This is a genomic window from Spirosoma sp. KUDC1026 (assembly GCF_013375035.1).
In the GTDB taxonomy this organism is placed as follows: domain Bacteria; phylum Bacteroidota; class Bacteroidia; order Cytophagales; family Spirosomataceae; genus Spirosoma.
The window spans coordinates 4,737,324-4,756,077 of the sequence record NZ_CP056032.1 but is presented as its reverse complement, the minus strand read 5'-3'; the positions used below and the strand labels follow the sequence as shown (position 1 = coordinate 4,756,077).

18 protein-coding genes are annotated in these 18,754 nt (G+C 55.0%); 3 read left to right on the top strand and 15 right to left on the bottom strand.

The window, feature by feature from the left end; all coding sequences use genetic code 11:
• Positions 1-49 precede the first annotated feature (49 nt).
• From HU175_RS19895 to HU175_RS19870, 6 genes are all read right to left on the bottom strand, one after another.
• On the bottom strand, positions 50-2,497 hold the full coding sequence (locus tag HU175_RS19895) for a TonB-dependent receptor domain-containing protein (protein ID WP_176568239.1): 2,448 nt from the start codon (positions 2,495-2,497) through the stop codon (positions 50-52).
• A 148-nt stretch (positions 2,498-2,645) separates the two neighbouring features.
• Positions 2,646-3,344 (bottom strand): hypothetical protein, encoded by a 699-nt coding sequence (locus HU175_RS19890; RefSeq protein WP_176568238.1) that lies wholly within the window; start codon positions 3,342-3,344, stop codon positions 2,646-2,648.
• A 33-nt stretch (positions 3,345-3,377) separates the two neighbouring features.
• Positions 3,378-4,145, bottom strand: a complete 768-nt coding sequence (locus HU175_RS19885; RefSeq protein WP_176568237.1) for a DUF4097 family beta strand repeat-containing protein — start codon at positions 4,143-4,145, stop codon at positions 3,378-3,380.
• Positions 4,146-4,171: 26 nt separating this feature from the next.
• On the bottom strand, positions 4,172-4,939 hold the full coding sequence (locus tag HU175_RS19880; RefSeq protein ID WP_176568236.1) for a HEAT repeat domain-containing protein: 768 nt from the start codon (positions 4,937-4,939) through the stop codon (positions 4,172-4,174).
• Positions 4,923-5,441 (bottom strand): RNA polymerase sigma factor, encoded by a 519-nt coding sequence (locus HU175_RS19875; RefSeq protein WP_176568235.1) that lies wholly within the window; start codon positions 5,439-5,441, stop codon positions 4,923-4,925. The genes HU175_RS19880 and HU175_RS19875 overlap by 17 nt, the downstream gene beginning before the upstream one ends.
• A gap of 146 nt (positions 5,442-5,587) precedes the next feature.
• Entirely contained in the window at positions 5,588-6,382 is a 795-nt protein-coding gene (locus HU175_RS19870) for an NUDIX hydrolase (RefSeq protein WP_176568234.1), read from the bottom strand.
• Between the two features lie 90 nt (positions 6,383-6,472).
• Between HU175_RS19870 and HU175_RS19865 the strand changes: the two genes are divergently transcribed.
• Entirely contained in the window at positions 6,473-9,250 is a 2,778-nt protein-coding gene (locus HU175_RS19865; protein WP_176568233.1) for a PQQ-dependent sugar dehydrogenase, read from the top strand.
• A gap of 65 nt (positions 9,251-9,315) precedes the next feature.
• Positions 9,316-10,164: a ThuA domain-containing protein gene (locus tag HU175_RS19860; protein WP_176568232.1), complete on the top strand. Its 849-nt coding sequence runs from the start codon at positions 9,316-9,318 to the stop codon at positions 10,162-10,164.
• Positions 10,165-10,190: 26 nt separating this feature from the next.
• Here the strand turns inward: HU175_RS19860 and HU175_RS19855 are convergent, their stop codons facing one another.
• From HU175_RS19855 to HU175_RS19845, 3 genes are all read right to left on the bottom strand, one after another.
• On the bottom strand, positions 10,191-11,330 hold the full coding sequence (locus tag HU175_RS19855) for a glycoside hydrolase family 76 protein (RefSeq protein ID WP_176568231.1): 1,140 nt from the start codon (positions 11,328-11,330) through the stop codon (positions 10,191-10,193).
• Between the two features lie 68 nt (positions 11,331-11,398).
• Positions 11,399-11,863: a hypothetical protein gene (locus tag HU175_RS19850; RefSeq protein ID WP_228724221.1), complete on the bottom strand. Its 465-nt coding sequence runs from the start codon at positions 11,861-11,863 to the stop codon at positions 11,399-11,401.
• A 146-nt stretch (positions 11,864-12,009) separates the two neighbouring features.
• Positions 12,010-12,228 (bottom strand): hypothetical protein, encoded by a 219-nt coding sequence (locus tag HU175_RS19845; RefSeq protein ID WP_176568230.1) that lies wholly within the window; start codon positions 12,226-12,228, stop codon positions 12,010-12,012.
• A gap of 142 nt (positions 12,229-12,370) precedes the next feature.
• Between HU175_RS19845 and HU175_RS19840 the strand changes: the two genes are divergently transcribed.
• Positions 12,371-12,988, top strand: a complete 618-nt coding sequence (locus HU175_RS19840) for a thiamine phosphate synthase (protein WP_176568229.1) — start codon at positions 12,371-12,373, stop codon at positions 12,986-12,988.
• Here HU175_RS19840 and moeB read toward each other — a convergent pair.
• Genes moeB through thiS form a run of 6 tightly spaced genes read right to left on the bottom strand, consistent with a single transcriptional unit; the run spans position 12,947 to position 18,703 of the window.
• Complete coding sequence (moeB, locus tag HU175_RS19835) at positions 12,947-14,044, bottom strand: molybdopterin-synthase adenylyltransferase MoeB (protein WP_176568228.1); 1,098 nt, start codon at positions 14,042-14,044, stop codon at positions 12,947-12,949. The genes HU175_RS19840 and moeB overlap by 42 nt on opposite strands.
• Positions 14,041-15,177, bottom strand: coding sequence for a 2-iminoacetate synthase ThiH (gene thiH / locus HU175_RS19830; protein ID WP_176568227.1), 1,137 nt, complete (start codon positions 15,175-15,177; stop codon positions 14,041-14,043). Before thiH ends, moeB begins: the two co-directional genes overlap by 4 nt.
• On the bottom strand, positions 15,174-15,962 hold the full coding sequence (locus HU175_RS19825; RefSeq protein ID WP_176568226.1) for a thiazole synthase: 789 nt from the start codon (positions 15,960-15,962) through the stop codon (positions 15,174-15,176). Before HU175_RS19825 ends, thiH begins: the two co-directional genes overlap by 4 nt.
• On the bottom strand, positions 15,949-16,593 hold the full coding sequence (locus tag HU175_RS19820) for a thiamine phosphate synthase (protein WP_176568225.1): 645 nt from the start codon (positions 16,591-16,593) through the stop codon (positions 15,949-15,951). Before HU175_RS19820 ends, HU175_RS19825 begins: the two co-directional genes overlap by 14 nt.
• Entirely contained in the window at positions 16,590-18,503 is a 1,914-nt protein-coding gene (gene thiC, locus HU175_RS19815; RefSeq protein ID WP_176568224.1) for a phosphomethylpyrimidine synthase ThiC, read from the bottom strand. Before thiC ends, HU175_RS19820 begins: the two co-directional genes overlap by 4 nt.
• Positions 18,500-18,703 (bottom strand): sulfur carrier protein ThiS, encoded by a 204-nt coding sequence (thiS, locus tag HU175_RS19810; protein ID WP_176568223.1) that lies wholly within the window; start codon positions 18,701-18,703, stop codon positions 18,500-18,502. The genes thiC and thiS overlap by 4 nt, the downstream gene beginning before the upstream one ends.
• Between the last annotated feature and the right edge of the window lie 51 nt (positions 18,704-18,754).

Sequence of the window (18,754 nt, the reverse complement as noted above, 5' to 3'; positions counted from 1 at the left end):
GATAGGATATTCTATTACCTGAACCCTCTATTTATTCACTACGCCCTAATCACCGGCTACCGGCGTCGTCATTGCTGATTTTCTTGCTTTGCTTCCCGCCCGAACTCATCTGGCCGAAACGCCATTCGAAGGCAATCCGCGCCGAACGACTGACAAAGAAAGAACGCGTTTCTGCCGCGAAGGTCGGCGCGGATTGGGTAAGTGTTTGTGCTACACCCCGGTTGAACGGGTTGTTCACACCCAGCGTCAGGCTTGCCTTTTTCGCCATCAGTTCCCGCTTGAGCGCGAAACCGTACCAGTAAAAACTTGATCCGCGCCCCTGCAGACTGATCCAGCCCGAGTTGAAATTCCCGTTTGCCTGGAAAGTGTAATCATGCGGGAGTTTGTAGGTGCTGCTGATATTGAAATTGCCCACCAATCCAGTATTGCTTTGGTTCAGGCCGGGGCTGCGCAGATCGACGTAGCGCAGATCCATTCCGCCGTTCAAGGTCCAGACTTTCGACGCCTGACCGGACAGGTTCAGGTTCAGTCCGTAGGCCGTACGCCGGGCGATATTCTGGGGCTTGCTCAGCGAAACGCCGGCTTCATCGACTGTGCGGACGTATTCGATGGCGTTGTTGGTCATGCGCCAGTAAAAGGCCGAGTTGATCGACAGGCCCGCTTTGGTCGATACGCTGTGCCCAAGCTCAACGGCATGATTAAGTTCGGGGTTGAGGTACGGGTTGCCCGTCTGCAGGTTTCGGGGGTCGCTGGCATTGACCCAGGGGTTGAGGAACCAGAGCTGTGGACGCTGAATGCGTTGCGTGTAACTGGCCTTGACGGTATGCGAGCCAATTCCTTTGGAGACCATCAGGCTGGGGATCAGGTTGGTGTACTGACTGGATAAATTAGTCTGCGTGGTCATGAAGTTACCCGCAATGAGCGTGCGTTCAAGCCGGGCCCCCAGGTTGAGTGTCCATTTCGACCGGGCTTCGATACGCAGAGCACCGTAGCCCGCATAAATCTGCTGGTTGTAATCAAAATCGTTCGACTGGCCCGGGTCGACAACGAAAGGCAACCGACCATCAACCGACTGCTCGACCCGGTATTCGCTGCCAATGTCGCGCCGAATGGCCTTCAGGCCCGTTTCCAGCTTGAACCGGGTGGTGTCCCGTGCCGTACGAATCTGGAAAGGATACGTGTAATCGGCCTGCAACGTGTATTCTTTGTTGCGACTGTAATTGGTGCTATGCTGGCGGAAAATAAGCTGCGCGGTCTCGTCCAGCGTATAGCGGTCAGCATCATAAAAATAATTGTCGGGCATCCGGCTGTATTGGGTCAGCAGGCTGAATTCCGCTGGCGCTACGCCCGGCCGGGCGTCTTTAGAACGGTGGAAAGTTTTGGTGTACCCCAGATCAAACTGGCTGTTGCCATAAGGGTTGCTCAGTCGGATGTCGTTGCGGAACTGCTGCAGTACGTTCCCCGCCGGATCGGTCAGCCGATTGATGACAGAACTGTTGTTGGGGTAATACCCACCCCAGGCGTTGGCCGAAAAGTTGATCCGACTCGTTGAATCCGGGTCATAGTCCAGACTGAACTCCCCATAACCTCCCGTGCCCGTATTGTCGGCGGAACTGTTCTGGGACAAGTAATTCAGCGGAACGCCGTCCGCTAACGTTGTCCGTAGCGTCTGGGCTTCCCGGATGTTGCGGAACTGATACCCGTTGGCCGACAGCGAAAGACCCAGTTTCTTGGTCTTACCTGCAAACTTCGTGTTCAGGCTGCGATTCAGCGTGCCCGCCGACGCCATAACCGAGCCATTGAATCCCTGCAGCGCTTTTTTGGTGATGATGTTAATGACACCGGCGGCTCCTTCGGCGTCGTACTTGGCGCCGGGGCTGGTGATGACCTCCACCGACTTGATGTTGTCGGCGGGCATCTGCCTGAGGGCGTCGGCCAGGTTGCGGGCCATCATCGCCGAGGGCTTGCCGTTGATCAGAACCCGAATGTTGCTGTTCCCGCGCATCTGAATGTTTCCCTCCAGGTCCAGGCTGAGCGAAGGGACTTTGCGAAGTACGTCGGCGGCTGATCCTCCCACGTTGGAAACGTCCTTTTCGGCATTGTAGACCAGCCGGTCCCCTTTTTCTTCGATTAGTGCTTTCTGGGCGGCTACCGTTACTTCGCCCAGCGTCTGGCTTTCCGAACGTAAGCGGATCGGCCCCAGCGTAACCGCAGACTGAGTGATTGTCGTGGCCTGCGTTTTGGTTCGGTAGCCGACTGACGAGAGCGTAAGTGTATAGCTGCCGGGGGCTACTGCTACGGTAAAAGCCCCTGAGCTGTCGGTGGTTGTCCCGGCAATCAGCGCAGCGGCATCCCGCACGGCGATGGTCGCGAAAGGGACAGGTCGGCTGGTTACCGAGTCGATGAGTGAGCCGGTAAGTTGGCCAGATGGGCCGGATTGGGCAACAGCATCCCCAACCCATAGCGCTAGTGCGGCTAAGGCGATAAAACGTTTCATAAACGGTTGATAACGGATTGTGAAAAGGCTGGCGAAGAGGGGGCTGCTGTCAGCCGAGGCCCAAGGCTAACAGAGAGACTTTATCAGCGATTTTGTCTAAGGAGTGAACAAAATCAGAAACGTTGCACGGGGATTGGTGCGGGATGGATTATTTTTCTTTGCGCAGGAATACGTTGTTGCTGATCGATTCCAGCCGGACCTGGGGACCACCACTCAGCAGGGTGCCTTCCAGCAGATAACCTACGATGGGATTCTTGGGGCGTTTGTCGGCAAACTGAATCGACAGGTCGGAATACGCTTCGCCCGTGATGGTTTTCATGGCTACGTTAGCCCCTTTAGAACCAGGCCAGCTCACGTCCACGTACCCACTGATGGACTTGGCCGAGACCGGGCCCATAGCCCCCTGAATGTCGATGTTGGCGTTGATGGTCTCGACCTGCAGGGCGGCTTTGTGGGGTAAAAAAACTTCGTACTGGATGGTGCTGCAAACGGAATAGGATTCGCCGTTGCTACGGGTCTGCCAGGTCGATTTGCTGCCGGGGCAATCCTCCGCTTTCCCCTGCTTGATCAGTTCCTTGTCGAAATCAGTCGTTACGCTAATGGTTTGATCCGTCGATCCGGTTTCCACCCGCAGGGCGTCGTTGAGTTTGTTGTTGTTGATCGTTACCGTGATCTGCACCGATACGGTCGCCTTGTCCCAGTACCGGACCTTGATATTATCGCCGAATTTCAGGTTGAGGTGGACTGCCTGTCCAGCCGTCAACGGCAACGTTTTAGTGATGACTTTCTGAGAAAAAACCGGTTTGGCCAGAAAGAAAATTAACAACAGAAGCAGAGTGTTTTTCATGGTGATAGAGAGAAAAGGGTAGGCGATGAGCGCTTATTTCTGTTTACGGATGTAGATGTCGCTGTTGATCGTTTTAAGCTGTAGATCGACACCTCCGCCGTTGGTTGCCCCGTTGATCTGGTGACCACCACCCATGCGCGTCATGCCGTCTTTTTTGGTCATGCCCAGGTCAAAATCCGTGTACATCTCACCGTGAATGGAGCTTAGTTTTAGATTCGCCCTGGTTGATGCGGGCATGGTAATATCAATAGCGCCGTTAACCGTTGACATGGCCGTTGGCTTGCTCTGGTTCAGGGACGAGTAGACCACTTTGATCTCTCCGCTGATCGTGTTGGCCACGACGGGACCCGTTACGTCCACCAGATTGAGTCCCACGTTGTTGGTGCGAAGCTCCAGGTCGCCTTCTACGTTCTGAATCGTAATATCGCCCGTAGTCCAGTTGGTCTGCTCGTACAGAATAGCGGCTTTCTGAGGGACGCGAATCGTATAGGGTAAACTTTTGCGGGAAGCTTTTTCAATCCGGACGTTTCCGCCCTCGCTGGTTACCGACAGGCCAAGTCCCGTATTGTCGACGGCCGAGTTGTAGAGAGGTCGCAGCCCTTTGGCGCGCTCTGGTGGCGCTTCCAGCTTGGCTGAACTCTGGATGATCACCTCGCTGCCATTGTACCCTTCTATCTTCAGGTTACTGGCATCCAGTTGGATGGTAATCTTGCCGGTAGGGGCGAGTTTTGTTTTAAATTCCTGGGCGTAGAGCGACCAGTGACCCAGGCAGAGGATGCCGGCCAGCAACACTTTTTTCATGATAGTACGTAATTAGTTGATAAGATTTATGAATGCGCCGAGGCCATCAGGACGCCAGCGCCTTCCTGGGCCTTAAGCCGGACAATGTCGAGAACCTGCTGGTTGCGGGCCAGCCGCTGCATATCGGTAGCGGCCCGTCGTTCTTTGATCGCCACCAGTGACTCAATGAGTGTCAGTTGCACATTCGGATCTTTCTGAATCCGAAGCGATTGAATTAAGGCTTCGCGGACGCCTTCTTCGTTCTCGTAGTGCATGAGTGCCTGGCAGGCGGCCAGCCGAACGTTAACATTTGCGTCGAAATTAAGCGTATTGATCAGGAGCTGGGTAATCTCCCGGTCTGCCTGGTCCAGTTCATAGCTCTGGTTGACGGCCTGAATCCGGTCGCTGGCCGAGGTATGCGCCATGGCATCGAACGCCAGTACTTTCTTGATCGAAGTCGCCTGTGCGGGCATACCGCTGGCCTCCTGGTCTGGGTCTGGTTGGTTATAGAGCCAGCCAGCCGCAAAACCAATCAGTAACAGCGTCACACTAGCCGCCAGCCGCAACCCCCAACTGGTTAGCTGCCGGATTTTTGCACGGGGTCTCGCTGCCTGACGCTCCAGAGGGGCAAACAAATCCGTCGATGACTGCTGCGCCTGGGCATCGCTGAAGTGATTGAACAGCGGGGCGTGCTGACGTAACTCAGTCGGCACTTGCTCAGGGTAACGAAAGTAGTCGCGTAATACGTTCTCTTCAGCTACGGTTGTCTCACCGGCGTAATACCGGTTCAGCAACTCCTCAATAGTTGGCTTCATAATCGTTTAGTCTGGTATAGCCGTCCCGTAGTCGCTGGCGGGCGCGGGACAACGTAACGCGGATGGTATTGATCGAGAGTCCGGTTACCTGTTCAATTTCTTCAAAAGAATATTCCTCAACGTCGCGCAGGTGGAGAACGAGTTTCTGATTCTCGGGTAATTCGTCAATCAGCCGCCGGATTTGCGTGGCGCTGTCGGCAAGTTCGATCTGTCGGTGGGGCGATAGCTGTTCCGTGGCCAGGCTGCCCAAATCGGCCTGGTTATCGGCTTTTTGCCGACCGTGGGCTTTCATCCGATCCAGGCACAGGTTTTTGGTCATTTGTACAGCCAGGGCTTCCACACTCTGATACGTGTCTAGTTGCTGACGGTTTGACCATAGTCGCATCAAAACGTCCTGCAGCGCGTCCTCGGCATCTTCCCGATTGCCCAGAAACATCGTAGCGAGCCGGAAGAGTCGATTCTGAACGGGCAGAATTCGTTGCTTGAAAGCGAGTAGGTCCATGTCAATAGCATAGACGATTGAGCCACGAAAACATTACAGCGCTAAGGGAAAACAGTTGAAAATTGTAGGTGCCGGTTAGTTTGCAAATAATACTACAATGCTGGTAGTGTTCTGTAAATCAGTAATTTGTGTTGGGGTTTTCGGCTTCAGCCAACGGAGAAATTCTCTTCGCTCAGGAGCTGTTCGTATCGTTTCTGATTAAAGCGGTATAGGTACGGAGCTTTGCTGGACGGAATAGTAGGCCGCTTTTCGAGCCGGTCCAGTACGTTATAATTCATCATCTGTTTGTAAAAATTACGCCGGTCCAGACTACGGCCCAGGATGGTTTCGTAGAGGGTTTGTAGCTCGGTCATGGTAAACGAGTCGGGCAGCAGATTATACCCCACGGGCTGGTAGCTAAGCTGCCGCCGGAGGGTTTTGAGCGCCAGCCGAATCATATCGTTATGATCGAACAGAAGTGCCGGAACCTGACCGATATCCCACCAGCGGCATTCGTCGGTGAGCAGGTCGGGGGTGGGACTTACCTGCGTGTACTCGACCAGTGCGTAAAACCCTACCGACACATCCCGGAAGTTTTTCAGGATACTGTCGTCGTCCAGTAATCGGGCAGCTATGTCCTTCATGCCCAGCCGCAACAGGGTTTCCTGCCAGGAAAAATACGTCAGGCGATTAACGTTGCCGAAGGTGTGAAACTGCTGGAGAAACAGACGGTCGAGGCCAGTGCGCTCCCGCAAGGTCCGGTAAGCGGCATCGTCCAGATTTTCCTGATTACCTACGCGCCCTCCCGGTAGCAGCCAGTCGTTCGATCCCTTAAGCTGGAGAAGCAACACCTTCAGCTGTCCTTCATGAAAACCGAAAATAACCAGGTCGAGCGATACCGAAGGAAGAAAGTTGAGCAGATAATCGTCGATCTGTTGTTGGACTACTTCGCTAAAATTCATAACTAAAAAAAGTGTGTGCGTAGTTAATACACGCAAATAAAACGTAGTATTGCGTTAAATGTACGCACAAAAAAATAGCCTACTTATCGAATGAAAATTACCCGTTTACCCTATCGTTCATATTTGCCTGCCGTTGCCCTGACCGGACTGGCCATCGGTCTGTGGGCTTACTCGGCGGGGCCGCGTCAGTTTGATACGATGCTGCCACCCGACGAGAACCGTTTTACAAAAGCGGTGCTGGCCGAAAAGCTCAATGAGCCGCTCGAAATGACCATCCTGCCCGACGAACGCGTATTACTCGTCGAGCGGCACGGGGCCGTCCGGCTGTATTCGCCCACGACAAAACAGCTCCGGACCATTGCTACCATTCCCGTCAGTACGAAGTATACCGATAAGGAAGGCAACGTAACGGAAGCCGAAGATGGCCTGCTGGGTGTCAACATCGACCCCAATTTTGCTCAGAACCACTGGGTCTATCTGTATTACTCCGATCCCGACGCGGCCCGCAACATTCTGACCCGTTACGAACTGAAGGGCGATGAGCTGGTACTGTCCTCGAAAAAAGTCATACTGGAGGTGCCGACCCAGCGCGAGCAGTGCTGTCATACGGGCGGCTCGATTGACTGGGACCGGGCGGGCAACCTCTACCTGTCTACCGGTGACAACACCAGCCCACGGGCTACGCTTTACGCCCCCATTGATGAACGCGAAGGCCGCAGCCCGTGGGATGCCCAGAAATCGTCGGGTAATACGAACGACCTGCGCGGCAAAATCCTGCGGATTCACCCTGAAGCTGATGGCAGTTACACCATCCCCGATGGTAACCTATTCCCGAAGGGAACATTAAAAACCCGGCCAGAAATTTACACCATGGGCCACCGTAACCCCTACCGGATTGCAGTGGACAGACACACGGGTAATCTGTATTGGGGCGATGTGGGCCCCGATGCCGGAACCGACTCCGCGGGCGTTGGCCCCATGGCGGAAGACGAATACAACGTAGCCCAGCGGCCGGGCAACTTCGGCTGGCCGTATTTCGTGGGTGCTAACAAAGCGTATAATGATGTCAATTTTGCGACAAACGCCAAGGGCGCGCCCTTTGATCCGGCGCATCCCGTCAACGATTCGCCCAACAACACCGGATTACGTGATCTGCCGCCCGCGCAGCCCGCGCTGATTGCCTATCCGGCCTCAGAAAGCAAAAAATACCCGATTATGGGCTCCGGGGGACGTAGTGCCATGGCGGGACCGGCGTATTATAAGGCTGATTTTGCCGGGGCGAAACGGCCTTTCCCGGACTATTACGATGGGAAGGTCTTCTTCTACGAGTGGATGCGCGACATGATTCTGGCCGTGACCGTCAACGACAAGGGTGAACAGACCAACATCGAACGCTTCCTGCCGAACATGCCTTTTAGCCACCCGATCGATATGGCTTTTGGTCCCAATGGCGATCTGTACGTACTGGAATACGGCACTGGCTGGTTTGTGCAGAACGACGATTCGCGGCTGGTACGAATTGAATACAACGCGGGAAATCGTAAACCGCTGGTACAGGCATTGGCCAGTCAGACCGCTGGCGCTGTCCCACTGAAGGTGACGCTGTCGTCAGAGGGTACCAAAGATTACGACGGCGACGCGCTGACGTACCAGTGGAAAGTCTACAACAAAAATGGTGGGCAGCCGACCGTACTGGAAGGCCCAAACCCCAGCTTTACCTTTCAGAAAGCAGGGCAGTATAAAGCCGTGCTGACTGTTAAGGATGACAAAGGCATGAGTGACTCGCGCGAGATCGCCATCGTTGCGGGCAACCAGCCGCCGGTGGTTACGCTAACAACTAATGGCAACAAAAGCTTTTACTTCCCCGGCCAGTCAATTGCCTACCAGGTGAATGTGGCCGACAAAGAGGATGGTAGCCTGGCATCAGGCAGGATCACGCCGAAGCAGGTTACCGTTCGCAGCACCTACCAGCAGGAAGGCACCAGCGCTGATCATCAAGGTGATGTAGCGACGTCCGGGCATAAGTTTACGGAAGCGGCTTATCTGGGTAGTGGTAAAACACTCATTGACGCCAGCGACTGTAAAGGCTGTCACTTTGTTGACAAGAAATCGATTGGACCGGCTTTCGTTGACGTGGGTAAACGCTACAAGGGCGATGCGAACGCTGTAGCCAGTTTGTCGAACAAGATTATCAAAGGTGGTGGCGGTGTCTGGGGCGATGCGATCATGACGGCGCACCCACAGGTTGGTGAAGCCGACGCGCAGGAAATGGTTAAATACATTCTGTCGCTGGCCGAGAAACCAACCGTAACTCCGTCACTGCCAACAAAGGGTACGGTTACGCCGGGCAAAGAGCAGAAAGGAAACCTGGTGTTGCAGGCATCCTATAAGGATAAAGGGGCTAATGGTTTGCCAGCCCAGACGGGCGAGCAGACGCTGGTACTTCGTAATCCGGTTCTGACCATGGGCGTCAGCGACAGTCAGTCGAAAGGAATTATGCTCTACAAAATGGGTCAGGCCCCTGTCGCCATCGTACTGGCGTCGGATACGTATGTACAGTTCAACAAACTTGACCTGACGGGCATTAGGGCGATGGAGTTTGCCGTATCGGTACCCAGGCAGCAACTACAGGCGGTTGGCGGGCGGATCGAAGTTCGGCTGGATTCACCAACGGGTCAGCTGATTGGCCAGACCGACGACATACTACCCGTCGAGGCTAAAAGTGCCGCTGATGTATTCAAGCCCGTTATGACTAAAATAACCGTGACGCCCGCAACGGGGGTACACGACCTGTATTTTGTCTTTAAGAACGAGAAGGCAGGTAAAGCTCCGCTGTTCGTGCCCGTGACAACGCAACTGTTCAACTAAACACTCGCCCGGCTGGCTTGTGGGGGCTGGCCGGGATGTTCGCTCCGCTAACCGTTAAATACCTAATGAAAAAAGCACTAAAAATCATTCTCTGGACCGTGCTGGGCCTGGCCGTTCTGCTGGTTGTGGCGGGTGGTCTGTTTTTTTACAAAGTAAAAAATGGCTTCCCCGTCAGCTACGAAACCGACCATCCGACCATCAATTTTCCCGCCGACAAGCCCGCCATTCTGTTGTTCTCCAAAACCACCGGTTTTCGGCACGGTGAATCCATTGAGGCATCGAAGCCGGTATTCCGGCAACTGGCGGAACGTAACGGCTGGTTCGTTTATGAAACCGAAGAAGGTGGCGCATTCAACCCGGAGCAGTTAAAGCAGTTCAGGGCTGTCGTGTTCAATAACTCAACCGGGCGAGTGCTGAATGACGAACAACAACAGGCGCTTAGTCAGTACGTCGAAGCAGGGGGCGCCTTGCTGGGTATTCACGGCTCCGGCGACGATTCGCACCACTGGCCCTGGTACGAAACTAACCTGCTCGGTGCCAAATTTTCGCACCACCCGCTCAATCCACAGCTACAGGAAGCAACGGTACACGTTGAGTCTGGCGTTGACTCAACACTAACGCGCCAGCTGCCCGCGTCCTGGACGCATACCGATGAGTGGTACGTTTTCTTCAGTCAACCCAAAGGCGTTCGGGTGGTGTCGTATATCGATGGTGACAAGATTATTCCTGGCGGCAACATGCTGTTTATCAGGGATAAAAACTTTGGCATGGGTAAGTACCATCCGGTAGCCTGGTACCGGTCGGTTGGGCAGGGAAGAACGTTTTATACCTCGATGGGGCATCATGCCGCCGTCTGGCAGGATGCCGATTTTGTCAAACTGCTGGAAAACGCGCTTCGCTGGTCTATTCAGTAGCCGGCCGGTTGCCGAAGCCGTTCAAGTTAGTACACGTGTTCACGGGTGAGCAGGGCCATGGCTTCCATGAGCATGGTGCCACTTAACTGAGTACTCAAGCCGGTTTTGCCTTCGGTGGGTGGCTGTTGCCAGAACGTACCGAAGGCAAACTGCGGCCGGGCTGTACCCTGCAGCCAGAGCGTTTCGGCGTTGTGCTTCAGGAAATCAGCGTACCGGGTTTGCTGGGCGCGGGACAGGCTGGGCTCCAAGATCAACTGGGTGAGGTAACGCACCAGTATTCCTTTAAACAAACCGCCGTCGCCCTTGCCTTCGTCCCGCATCAAGCCATTGGTTGTCAGGGTGGGGTCTGATAGGGAAAAATCTGCCGTTTTGGTCGCGTCGGCGAGGTAGGCTGGGTCCTTCGTAATCCGATAAAGCTCAAGTGTCCCGCCAATCCAGACGCCCTGGCAGTAGGTGAATTTCCAACTTGTATTCAGTTTGCCGTCGTTGTCCTGATTGATGCCGTCGTAGACCAGTCCCGTTGCCGGGTCGACCAGCACTTTTTTCTGCCAGGCATATACCTTCTTCGCCCATGCCAGATCGTCTGGCCGTTTCAACCGCTGGTACAGCCGGGCCGCCAGGATAATGGCGGGACCGTTGACGGGGGTGTTCTTGTAATACCGCTGTCCTTTTCGCCAGGCCATGCCACCTCCCAGCGTATCGTTCCAGGCGGTTTTGATATCGGTCCAGAGCGTCAGGGTTTCATCCAGCCACTTCTTGTCTTTGGTCGCGTCATAGACCCGGAGCATGGCCAGCGCGTTCCAGAGCATATCGTCGTAATACTCGTTGAGGAAGGTGTTCCCATTCTTGATCCGGACCCCAACCATCCAGTCGTTCATCTGGGCTACGTACTGCTTGTTGTTGGTCCGCAGATAAGCGTCGGTTAATACGTCCAGCGCGTGGGCCTGAGGCCAGTAGTGAAACGTAGTATCGCCCTGATTGGTGTTGTTATAATAGTGGCTCCGGCGGTTGTAAAAGTCTTTCTGGAGCGTTACGGCACAACTGTCCGAAACGCTGCTCCAGTTGATAACAGAAGCCCTGGGAATTAGCGCCTTGGTTTGACTGGTCGAGTCGACTGGAGAAAAAGCCCCTAAACAGAGCGCTACGGCAATTCCAATTCTGATCATATTCGGGTTGTCGGGTATTCTTCTTTAAGTCAGTCGCGGGGCGCTTTTTACTCAGATTAACTCTAAGCTTATTTCATGTGTCCCAGCTCACGTAGTGCCTTAACCCACTGGATGTACCCCGCGCCAACGAGATGTAGGCCGTCGTTGGTGTATCGAGCGTCGAGTTTACCAGCGCTGTCGGCGAGGTCATTGATGCCGATCAGCAGAAAAATTTTGGCCGGTTTCGACGCGGTCACTTCACCCAGTCGGGCCAGTACACCAAACGAAAGATCGCCAGAGATGCCCCGGTTTTTGACGTGGGGATCATCGAAGAGTTCGGCCCACTCGCCAAAATCGCTTATGCTGTTACCCAGGAAAATGATTTCCTTTTTGGTGTTGGGCAGGCTTTCGAATAGGGTTCGTTTCTGTTCGTAGGACGTGCTTCGGAACGTCGTGTCGGGGGCGGTGGTCTGGGCGAAGGCAAAGGTGGCTGCCAGTAAGAACAGAAAGGTAGCAAGGCTACGGGTAAGCCAAGCGTATAGGGGTAGGTACAAAGCCCCTGGTTGATTCGACCTGGGACGCTTTCTCAAAATCGATATGCCAGTTGGCCAGTTCAGCGGCAAATCCCCCGTTGTAATCGGACCACCAAAGCGGCTGGGTTACCGAAGAATTTTTCCACCACTCTCCACAGCACCCGTGCCTAGGGAACTACTAAGCCACCATCGGCCTTATTAGCCGCGTCTACATCGGCAACCCACAGACGTTCTTGGGTGCCGACAACGAGTTGATTTAAGACCGCGTTCAGTCGCTCGGAAAACTTCGCTTTTTTCCGCTGATCGAGATAATAATAAACTGCCTGCCAAGGTAGCCAATCAGGATGAATGTTACGATACTGAGCACCAGTACGTAGTATAGTCAAGAATTTTACGTAAATCGTGCTTACGCTTGCGCTGAAGGTTAAAAACGGGTGAACCGGGTCGCCGGGCGGTCAATACAAAGTTGACCCACTACCCATACTTCTCAATTTCCCAACATATCCTAAACGTGTACCTCCGGCGTCTATGCACCAGGCGAAGAAACCGGCTTTCCGACTTATTGGAATAACCGACGACAGCGCGCTGAGTCGGGATGGTCAGCAGCTTGATACCCTACTGGCAAATGGACTTGATTATCTCTACTGGCGAAATCTGTCGGACGAAATGCCTCTGCCACCGGTAGCGACTGTGTATCAGGACCGATGCCTGGTCGCTGCGTCGTCGCCTGAATCGGTACGTTCGCCGTTTCGCTGGCACCTGAAAGAAAAAGACCGTCAGCGCCTGTTTGCGGTCGACGGTCTGGTTTCAGAGAAGCCGTTCTCGACTAGTATTCATCACCTTAGCGAGTGGCTGGACATGGCCGGACGGGTGGAAATGGTCTTTTACAGCCCGTTGTTACCAAGCATCAGCAAGCCGGGTTATGGCCCAGCGGTAAGCTTGAAAACAGTCGCCTGTCAGGTCGCAGCGATGCGGGAGCAGCATCCCAACCTGCCCCTATTGATAGGACTGGGGGGCATAACCGCCCAAACCGTTGCCCAGGTTCAGCAGGCAGGCTTTGACGGGGCTGCTCTGATGGGTACCCTTTGGAAAGTACCGGACCCTCTAGCGGCTCTTCAGGAAGTCAGAGCGGCCGTCTATCCCTAAACGCCGAACCGCGTTTAATCCTCCTCGTAGGTTAAACGCTTGAGTGTAGCCTTGTTGATGTAAAAACTCAACGGCCTTTCGGCTTCGCCCCCCCGACTGACAATGGACCACCACGACTTGATCGGCCGGGACCTGTTTGGGAGCCTCTAGAAGCTTTGCCAAGGGAATTAATGTGCCGCCGAGGTTATCCTGCTCGTATTCGCCGGGTTCACGAACATCGATCAGCAGCGGAGCATCCGGCCGGGTAAGCCAGTCCATCAGGTCTGTAGCATCTAATTCAAGCACCTCAGCCGCAGGGGAGCAGGAGAGGTTTGTCTCGGGCAATGTTTGAAGGGCTTTGTTAGTCGGATTAGCCGCGAACGAAAAGGTATTGAACGAAAACGTCAGCGCGTTGAAAACGAGTAAAGTGCCACTCAACAACTCACCAATGCCTGTGATGCACTTGATTGCTTCGTTAGCCATCAGGCAACCCGTGATACCCGGCAGTACACCCAGTACACCCACTTCACTACAGGCTTCGAGGTCGCTCGGTTCGGGGTAGAGGCAGCGGTAGGTGGGCCCATCTCCATAATTGAAAACGCTAACCTGCCCGTCAAATTTGTAGATGGAGCCAAAAACCAGTGGCTTGCCTAATAGTACACAGGCGTCGTTGACCAGGTACCGGGTCGCGAAATTATCTGAGCCATCAACAACCAGGTCGTATGATGCAAGCAGGGCTAGCGCATTAGTCCGGTCCAGAAACGTTGGATGTGCGATGAGCTCGATGTAGGGATTTTGCCGGGAAAGTAGGGCCGCGGCTATCTCGGCCTTGTTCTGGCCAATGTGTTCGGGGGAGAAAAGGATCTGCCGTTGCAGGTTGCTTTCCTCCACGACGTCACCATCGATGATGCCCAGCGTTCCAACGCCAGCTGCCGTTAGGTACTGCGCTACCGGACAGCCCAGACCACCCACGCCCACCAGTAGAACACGGGCCTTTTTCAGCCGCTGTTGCCCCGCCAGCCCAACCTCCGGCAACCGAATGTGGCGACTATACCGGTTCAGTTCCTGCTCATTCATACGTGCGCAAAGGTTTTGTCCCAGTCTTTCCAGACGGGTTCGTAGCCCTGTTGCCGAATGACATCGGCCATCTCGGCCGGGCTGCGTTCATCCGAAATCGCAAACTGTTCAAGTGATTGCGGCTCCACGACGTAGCCACCCGGATTGGTTTTGGATCCTGCGCTCAGGCTGGTGATTCCCAGTTTAAGAACGTGGTCGCGGAAGCGGGGTGTTTCGCGGGTCGATAGTGACAGTTCCACCTCCTCGTTGAACAGCCGGTAAGCGCAGATGAGCTGCACCAGATCCCGGTCGCTCATACAGCGTTCGAACGACTTAGCCGTAATTGTGTCGTTCTGGAGCAGGTCGATCGGCCGCAGCCTTGGGAACGAGATACTGTAGCGCGTCTGCCAGTAGGTTCGTTCAAGGTAATGCAGGTGGGTTGCCGTAAAAAAGCTATCGGTGCGCCAGTCTTCCAGTCCCAGTAGGGCACCCAGCCCAATCTTGTGAATGCCTGCACGGCCCAGTCGGTTGGGGGTTTCGAGTCGGTAGGCAAAATTTGATTTTTTGCCCCTGGGGTGATGGTTTCGGTAGGTGGCCTGGTGGTACGTTTCCTGGTAGATGAGTACTGTGTTCAAGCCTTCGGCAATGAGTTCTTCGTACTCCGGCTGATCCAGTGGTTGCACTTCTATTGAAACGTGCGCGAAATGCGGCTGCAGGAGTCGAATGGCGTTTTTTAGGTACGGTACCCCCACCGTCTGATTGGCTTCACCCGTCACCAACAGCACATGTTCGTAGCCCATTTGCCGGATGGCTTCGGCCTCGCGCAGAATCTCGTCGTCCGTCAGCGTGCGTCGGCGAATTTTGTTGTCCAGACTAAAAGCGCAATAGGTGCAGATATTCTGGCATTCGTTCGAGAGATAGAGGGGAGCATACATCTGGATAGTCCGGCCAAACCGTTGCTGGGTCAGCTGGTGGCTGAGCTGGGCCATCGGCTCCAGGTACGCTTGTGCCGCCGGTGAGATCAGGGCTTTGAAGTCGTCCAACGTGCGTCGGGACCGGGCCAGCGCCTGCTCCACCTGCCGGGGCGTGGTCGCATAAATGTCGCGTAGCACCGTGTCCCAGTCGTAGCTACTAAACCAGCTTAGGGTGTTCATAACTCGTCAAGAAAAGCGGTTAATGGACTGCTGGCCTGCGCGTAGGCAACAGGACGAGCCAGCCGGGCTTCGTAGGCCATCCGACCCGCTTCAACAGCCATTCGAAAAGCTGTAGCCATCCGGACGGAATCATCCGCAACGGCCAGCGCGGTGTTGACCAAGACAGCATCAGCCCCTAGTTCCATAGCTGCAGCTGCATGGGAGGGTGCCCCCAAACCGGCATCCACCACCACGGGAACCCGGCTCTGCTCAATGATAATTTCCAGGAAGTCCAGCGTGCGAAGCCCTTTGTTCGTGCCAATAGGAGCGCCAAGTGGCATGACAGCCGCAACGCCTACTTCTTCCAGCCGCTTGCACAGTACGGGGTCGGCGTGGATGTAGGGCAGCACCACAAAACCTAGTTTGACAAGTTCCTCGACGGCTTTCAGCGTTTCAATAGGATCGGGAAGCAGGTACTTCGGATCGGGATGAATCTCCAGCTTCAACCAGTTCGTCTCTAAAGCTTCGCGGGCCATCTGAGCCGCAAAAACGGCTTCGCGGGCTGTCCGGACGCCCGACGTATTGGGCAACAACTTGAATTGTGGATGAGCCAGATGCGCCAAAAGGTCGTTCTGCTGATCATGGGCGCCAATGCGTTTCAGAGCCACCGTAACCAGTTCCGTACCCGACGCCAGTAGGGCGTCTTCCATCTGTTGGGTCGAGCCGAACTTACCCGTCCCTGTAAACAGGCGGGACGAAAACGTGTGCCCGGCAATAACGAGTGGTTGGCTATCAAGGGTGTTCATGAGCGGTTATTTTGACGGTTGTTAGCGTAAAATACTGGCAGAACTGCTGGGCTTGCTCAATGGGGTTAGCCGCGCCACTGATAGCGGACGAAACGGCTACGCCATGCAGCCCCGCCTGGAGCAGAGCCGGAATGTCGGCCAGCGTAATGCCACCAATCGCGACAATGGGCAGCGAAAAACCTTCACTTTGTAAGGTCGAAAGAACTGACTGGTAGCCCGTCAAGCCCAGGATCGGGCTTAGCTTTTCCTTTGTGCTTGTAAACCGAAACGGTCCCAGGCCTACGTAATCCGCGCCGTTCTGGCCGTGTAGACGAATGGTTTCTAGGGTGTTGGCCGTGCCGCCGATAATAAACGTATTGCCCAGTAATGCTCTTGCTTCGGGAACAGGCATATCGTCCTGCCCCAAGTGCACGCCATCGGCTCCCAGTTCAGCTGCCAGTTGAGGATTATCGTTAATAATCAGTCGGGCGTTGTGTGACCGGCAAACGGACAGGGTATCCTGCGCCAAGACTTTCCAATCGGCATATGACCGGTTCTTAACTCGGAGTTGAATCCAGTCAACACCCGCCTGGCAAGCCAGCTCTGCCTGCTCGGGTCGGGTGACGAGGTAATGTAAGGGACTAATAATCATAGATACAACTGGCTACCCTGTTGGGCAAACTCTTTCGCTTTCGTCTGCATCGCCTGGTCAAACACCTCTTCATCGGCTAGCCCGTTCTGTTCGGCGTAGTCGCGTACGTCCTGCGTAATCTTCATCGAGCAGAAATTGGGACCGCACATCGAGCAGAAATGAGCCGTTTTAGCCCCTTCGGCGGGGAGGGTTTCGTCATGATATTCACGGGCTGTGTCCGGGTCGAGTGAGAGGTTGAACTGATCCTCCCAGCGAAACTCGAAACGGGCTTTGCTGAGGGCATTGTCGCGGTACTGCGCTCCCGGATGACCTTTCGCCAGATCGGCCGCGTGGGCCGCAATCTTGTAGGTGATCACCCCATCCTTCACATCTTTCTTGTTAGGCAGTCCCAGGTGTTCTTTGGGCGTTACGTAGCAGAGCATGGCCGTGCCGAACCAGCCGATCATGGCCGCGCCGATACCCGATGTGATGTGGTCGTAGCCGGGTGCAATGTCGGTCGTCAGTGGCCCAAGCGTGTAGAACGGCGCTTCGTCACACTCCCGCAACTGCTTGTCCATGTTTTCTTTGATGAGGTGCATCGGTACGTGCCCCGGCCCTTCAATCATTACCTGTACGTCGTGTTTCCAGGCAATCTTGGTCAGTTCGCCCAGCGTTTCAAGCTCCGCAAACTGGGCCGCATCGTTCGCATCGGCAATAGAGCCGGGCCGTAGGCCGTCGCCCAGCGAGAAGGCCACATCGTAGGCTTTCATAATCTCGCAGATATCCTCAAAATGCGTGTACAGGAAGTTCTCTTTGTGATGCGCCAGACACCATTTAGCCATGATACTGCCACCCCGCGACACAATTCCCGTTACGCGTCGGGCCGTCAGCGGAATGTAACGCAGCAACACCCCCGCGTGAATCGTGAAGTAATCAACGCCCTGCTCCGCCTGTTCGATCAGCGTATCGCGGAATAGCTCCCAGGTCAGCGCTTCAGCCTTGCCGTTCACTTTCTCCAGGGCCTGGTAGATAGGCACCGTTCCGACGGGTACCGGGCAGTTCCGGATAATCCACTCGCGGGTTTCGTGAATGTTCTTGCCTGTCGACAGATCCATCAGCGTATCGCCACCCCAGCGGCAACTCCACACGGCTTTCTCTACTTCCTCCTCAATACTCGACGAAACCACCGAGTTGCCGATGTTCGTGTTGATCTTGACCAGAAAATTCCGGCCAATAATCATGGGCTCGCTCTCGGGATGGTTGATGTTGGCCGGGATAATGGCCCGACCAGCGGCTACCTCCTGCCGAACAAACTCGGGGGTAATGTGGCCTTTGGGCGTGTTGGCCCCAAAACTATTGCCCGGATGCTGTTTGCACAGTGTGGATTGGCTGTTGAGCGCCGGTCCCGCATCGGCGTACCGGCCGGTGCGGTCGATACGCTGGTTTTCCCGGATGGCGATGTATTCCATTTCGGGCGTGATAATGCCTTTGCGGGCGTAATGCAATTGCGTCACATTCTGGCCCGCGCGGGCTCGGTACGGATGGCGAATGTGTGCAAACCGTAGGGCGTCCAGTTTCTGGTCGGCCAGGCGTTGGTTGCAGTAGTCCGACGAGAAAGCGGATAGCTGTTCAACATCGCCCCGGTCTGTAATCCACGATTCGCGCAGGCGAGGCAGACCCAGCTCCAAGTCGATGGTTACGTCTGGGTCGGTATAAGGCCCGCTGGTGTCGTAGACCGTCACCGGTGCATTGGGCTGGTTCACTTTTTTGGCCCCAACGTACGATACGGTGTCGGACAGGGTGATTTCGCGCATGGCCACCCGAATGTCGTGCAGTTGGCCGGGCACGTAGATTTTGCGGGAGCCGGTCAGTGGCTGGCGCGTGATAGACTGCTGCGTATGCAGTGGCTGGGTTTTGGGGTTTTGGCTCATCCTCCCTGAGTTGCTTGTAAAACCGTGATTTTTTCGTTGCCGGATAAAGAGAATTGTTCCCAGGTGACGCGGGGGACAATGACGTTGTTGACGGCAACGGCGATTCCTTTTTTCTGGGACAGCGCGAGCTGCGTCAGTAGACTACCGAGTGAGGCCGTTGGCGACGTATCAACAGGCTGGTTGTTAACGGATACAGTCATAGTCGTGCGTTAAGGCCAAACGCAGCGCTGGTAGGGGAGACCACAGAAAAA

Excerpts from the sequence above, each read along its gene's own strand:
- HU175_RS19895 (WP_176568239.1), bottom strand. The coding sequence starts at position 2,497 with ATGAAACGTTTTATCGCCTTAGCCGCACTAGCGCTATGGGTTGGGGAT.
- HU175_RS19890 (WP_176568238.1), bottom strand. The coding sequence starts at position 3,344 with ATGAAAAACACTCTGCTTCTGTTGTTAATTTTCTTTCTGGCCAAACCG.
- HU175_RS19885 (WP_176568237.1), bottom strand. The coding sequence starts at position 4,145 with ATGAAAAAAGTGTTGCTGGCCGGCATCCTCTGCCTGGGTCACTGGTCG.
- HU175_RS19880 (WP_176568236.1), bottom strand. The coding sequence starts at position 4,939 with ATGAAGCCAACTATTGAGGAGTTGCTGAACCGGTATTACGCCGGTGAG.
- HU175_RS19875 (WP_176568235.1), bottom strand. The coding sequence starts at position 5,441 with ATGGACCTACTCGCTTTCAAGCAACGAATTCTGCCCGTTCAGAATCGA.
- HU175_RS19870 (WP_176568234.1), bottom strand. The coding sequence starts at position 6,382 with ATGAATTTTAGCGAAGTAGTCCAACAACAGATCGACGATTATCTGCTC.
- HU175_RS19865 (WP_176568233.1), top strand. The coding sequence starts at position 6,473 with ATGAAAATTACCCGTTTACCCTATCGTTCATATTTGCCTGCCGTTGCC.
- HU175_RS19860 (WP_176568232.1), top strand. The coding sequence starts at position 9,316 with ATGAAAAAAGCACTAAAAATCATTCTCTGGACCGTGCTGGGCCTGGCC.
- HU175_RS19855 (WP_176568231.1), bottom strand. The coding sequence starts at position 11,330 with ATGATCAGAATTGGAATTGCCGTAGCGCTCTGTTTAGGGGCTTTTTCT.
- HU175_RS19840 (WP_176568229.1), top strand. The coding sequence starts at position 12,371 with ATGCACCAGGCGAAGAAACCGGCTTTCCGACTTATTGGAATAACCGAC.
- moeB (WP_176568228.1), bottom strand. The coding sequence starts at position 14,044 with ATGAATGAGCAGGAACTGAACCGGTATAGTCGCCACATTCGGTTGCCG.
- thiH (WP_176568227.1), bottom strand. The coding sequence starts at position 15,177 with ATGAACACCCTAAGCTGGTTTAGTAGCTACGACTGGGACACGGTGCTA.
- HU175_RS19825 (WP_176568226.1), bottom strand. The coding sequence starts at position 15,962 with ATGAACACCCTTGATAGCCAACCACTCGTTATTGCCGGGCACACGTTT.
- HU175_RS19820 (WP_176568225.1), bottom strand. The coding sequence starts at position 16,593 with ATGATTATTAGTCCCTTACATTACCTCGTCACCCGACCCGAGCAGGCA.
- thiC (WP_176568224.1), bottom strand. The coding sequence starts at position 18,503 with ATGAGCCAAAACCCCAAAACCCAGCCACTGCATACGCAGCAGTCTATC.
- thiS (WP_176568223.1), bottom strand. The coding sequence starts at position 18,703 with ATGACTGTATCCGTTAACAACCAGCCTGTTGATACGTCGCCAACGGCC.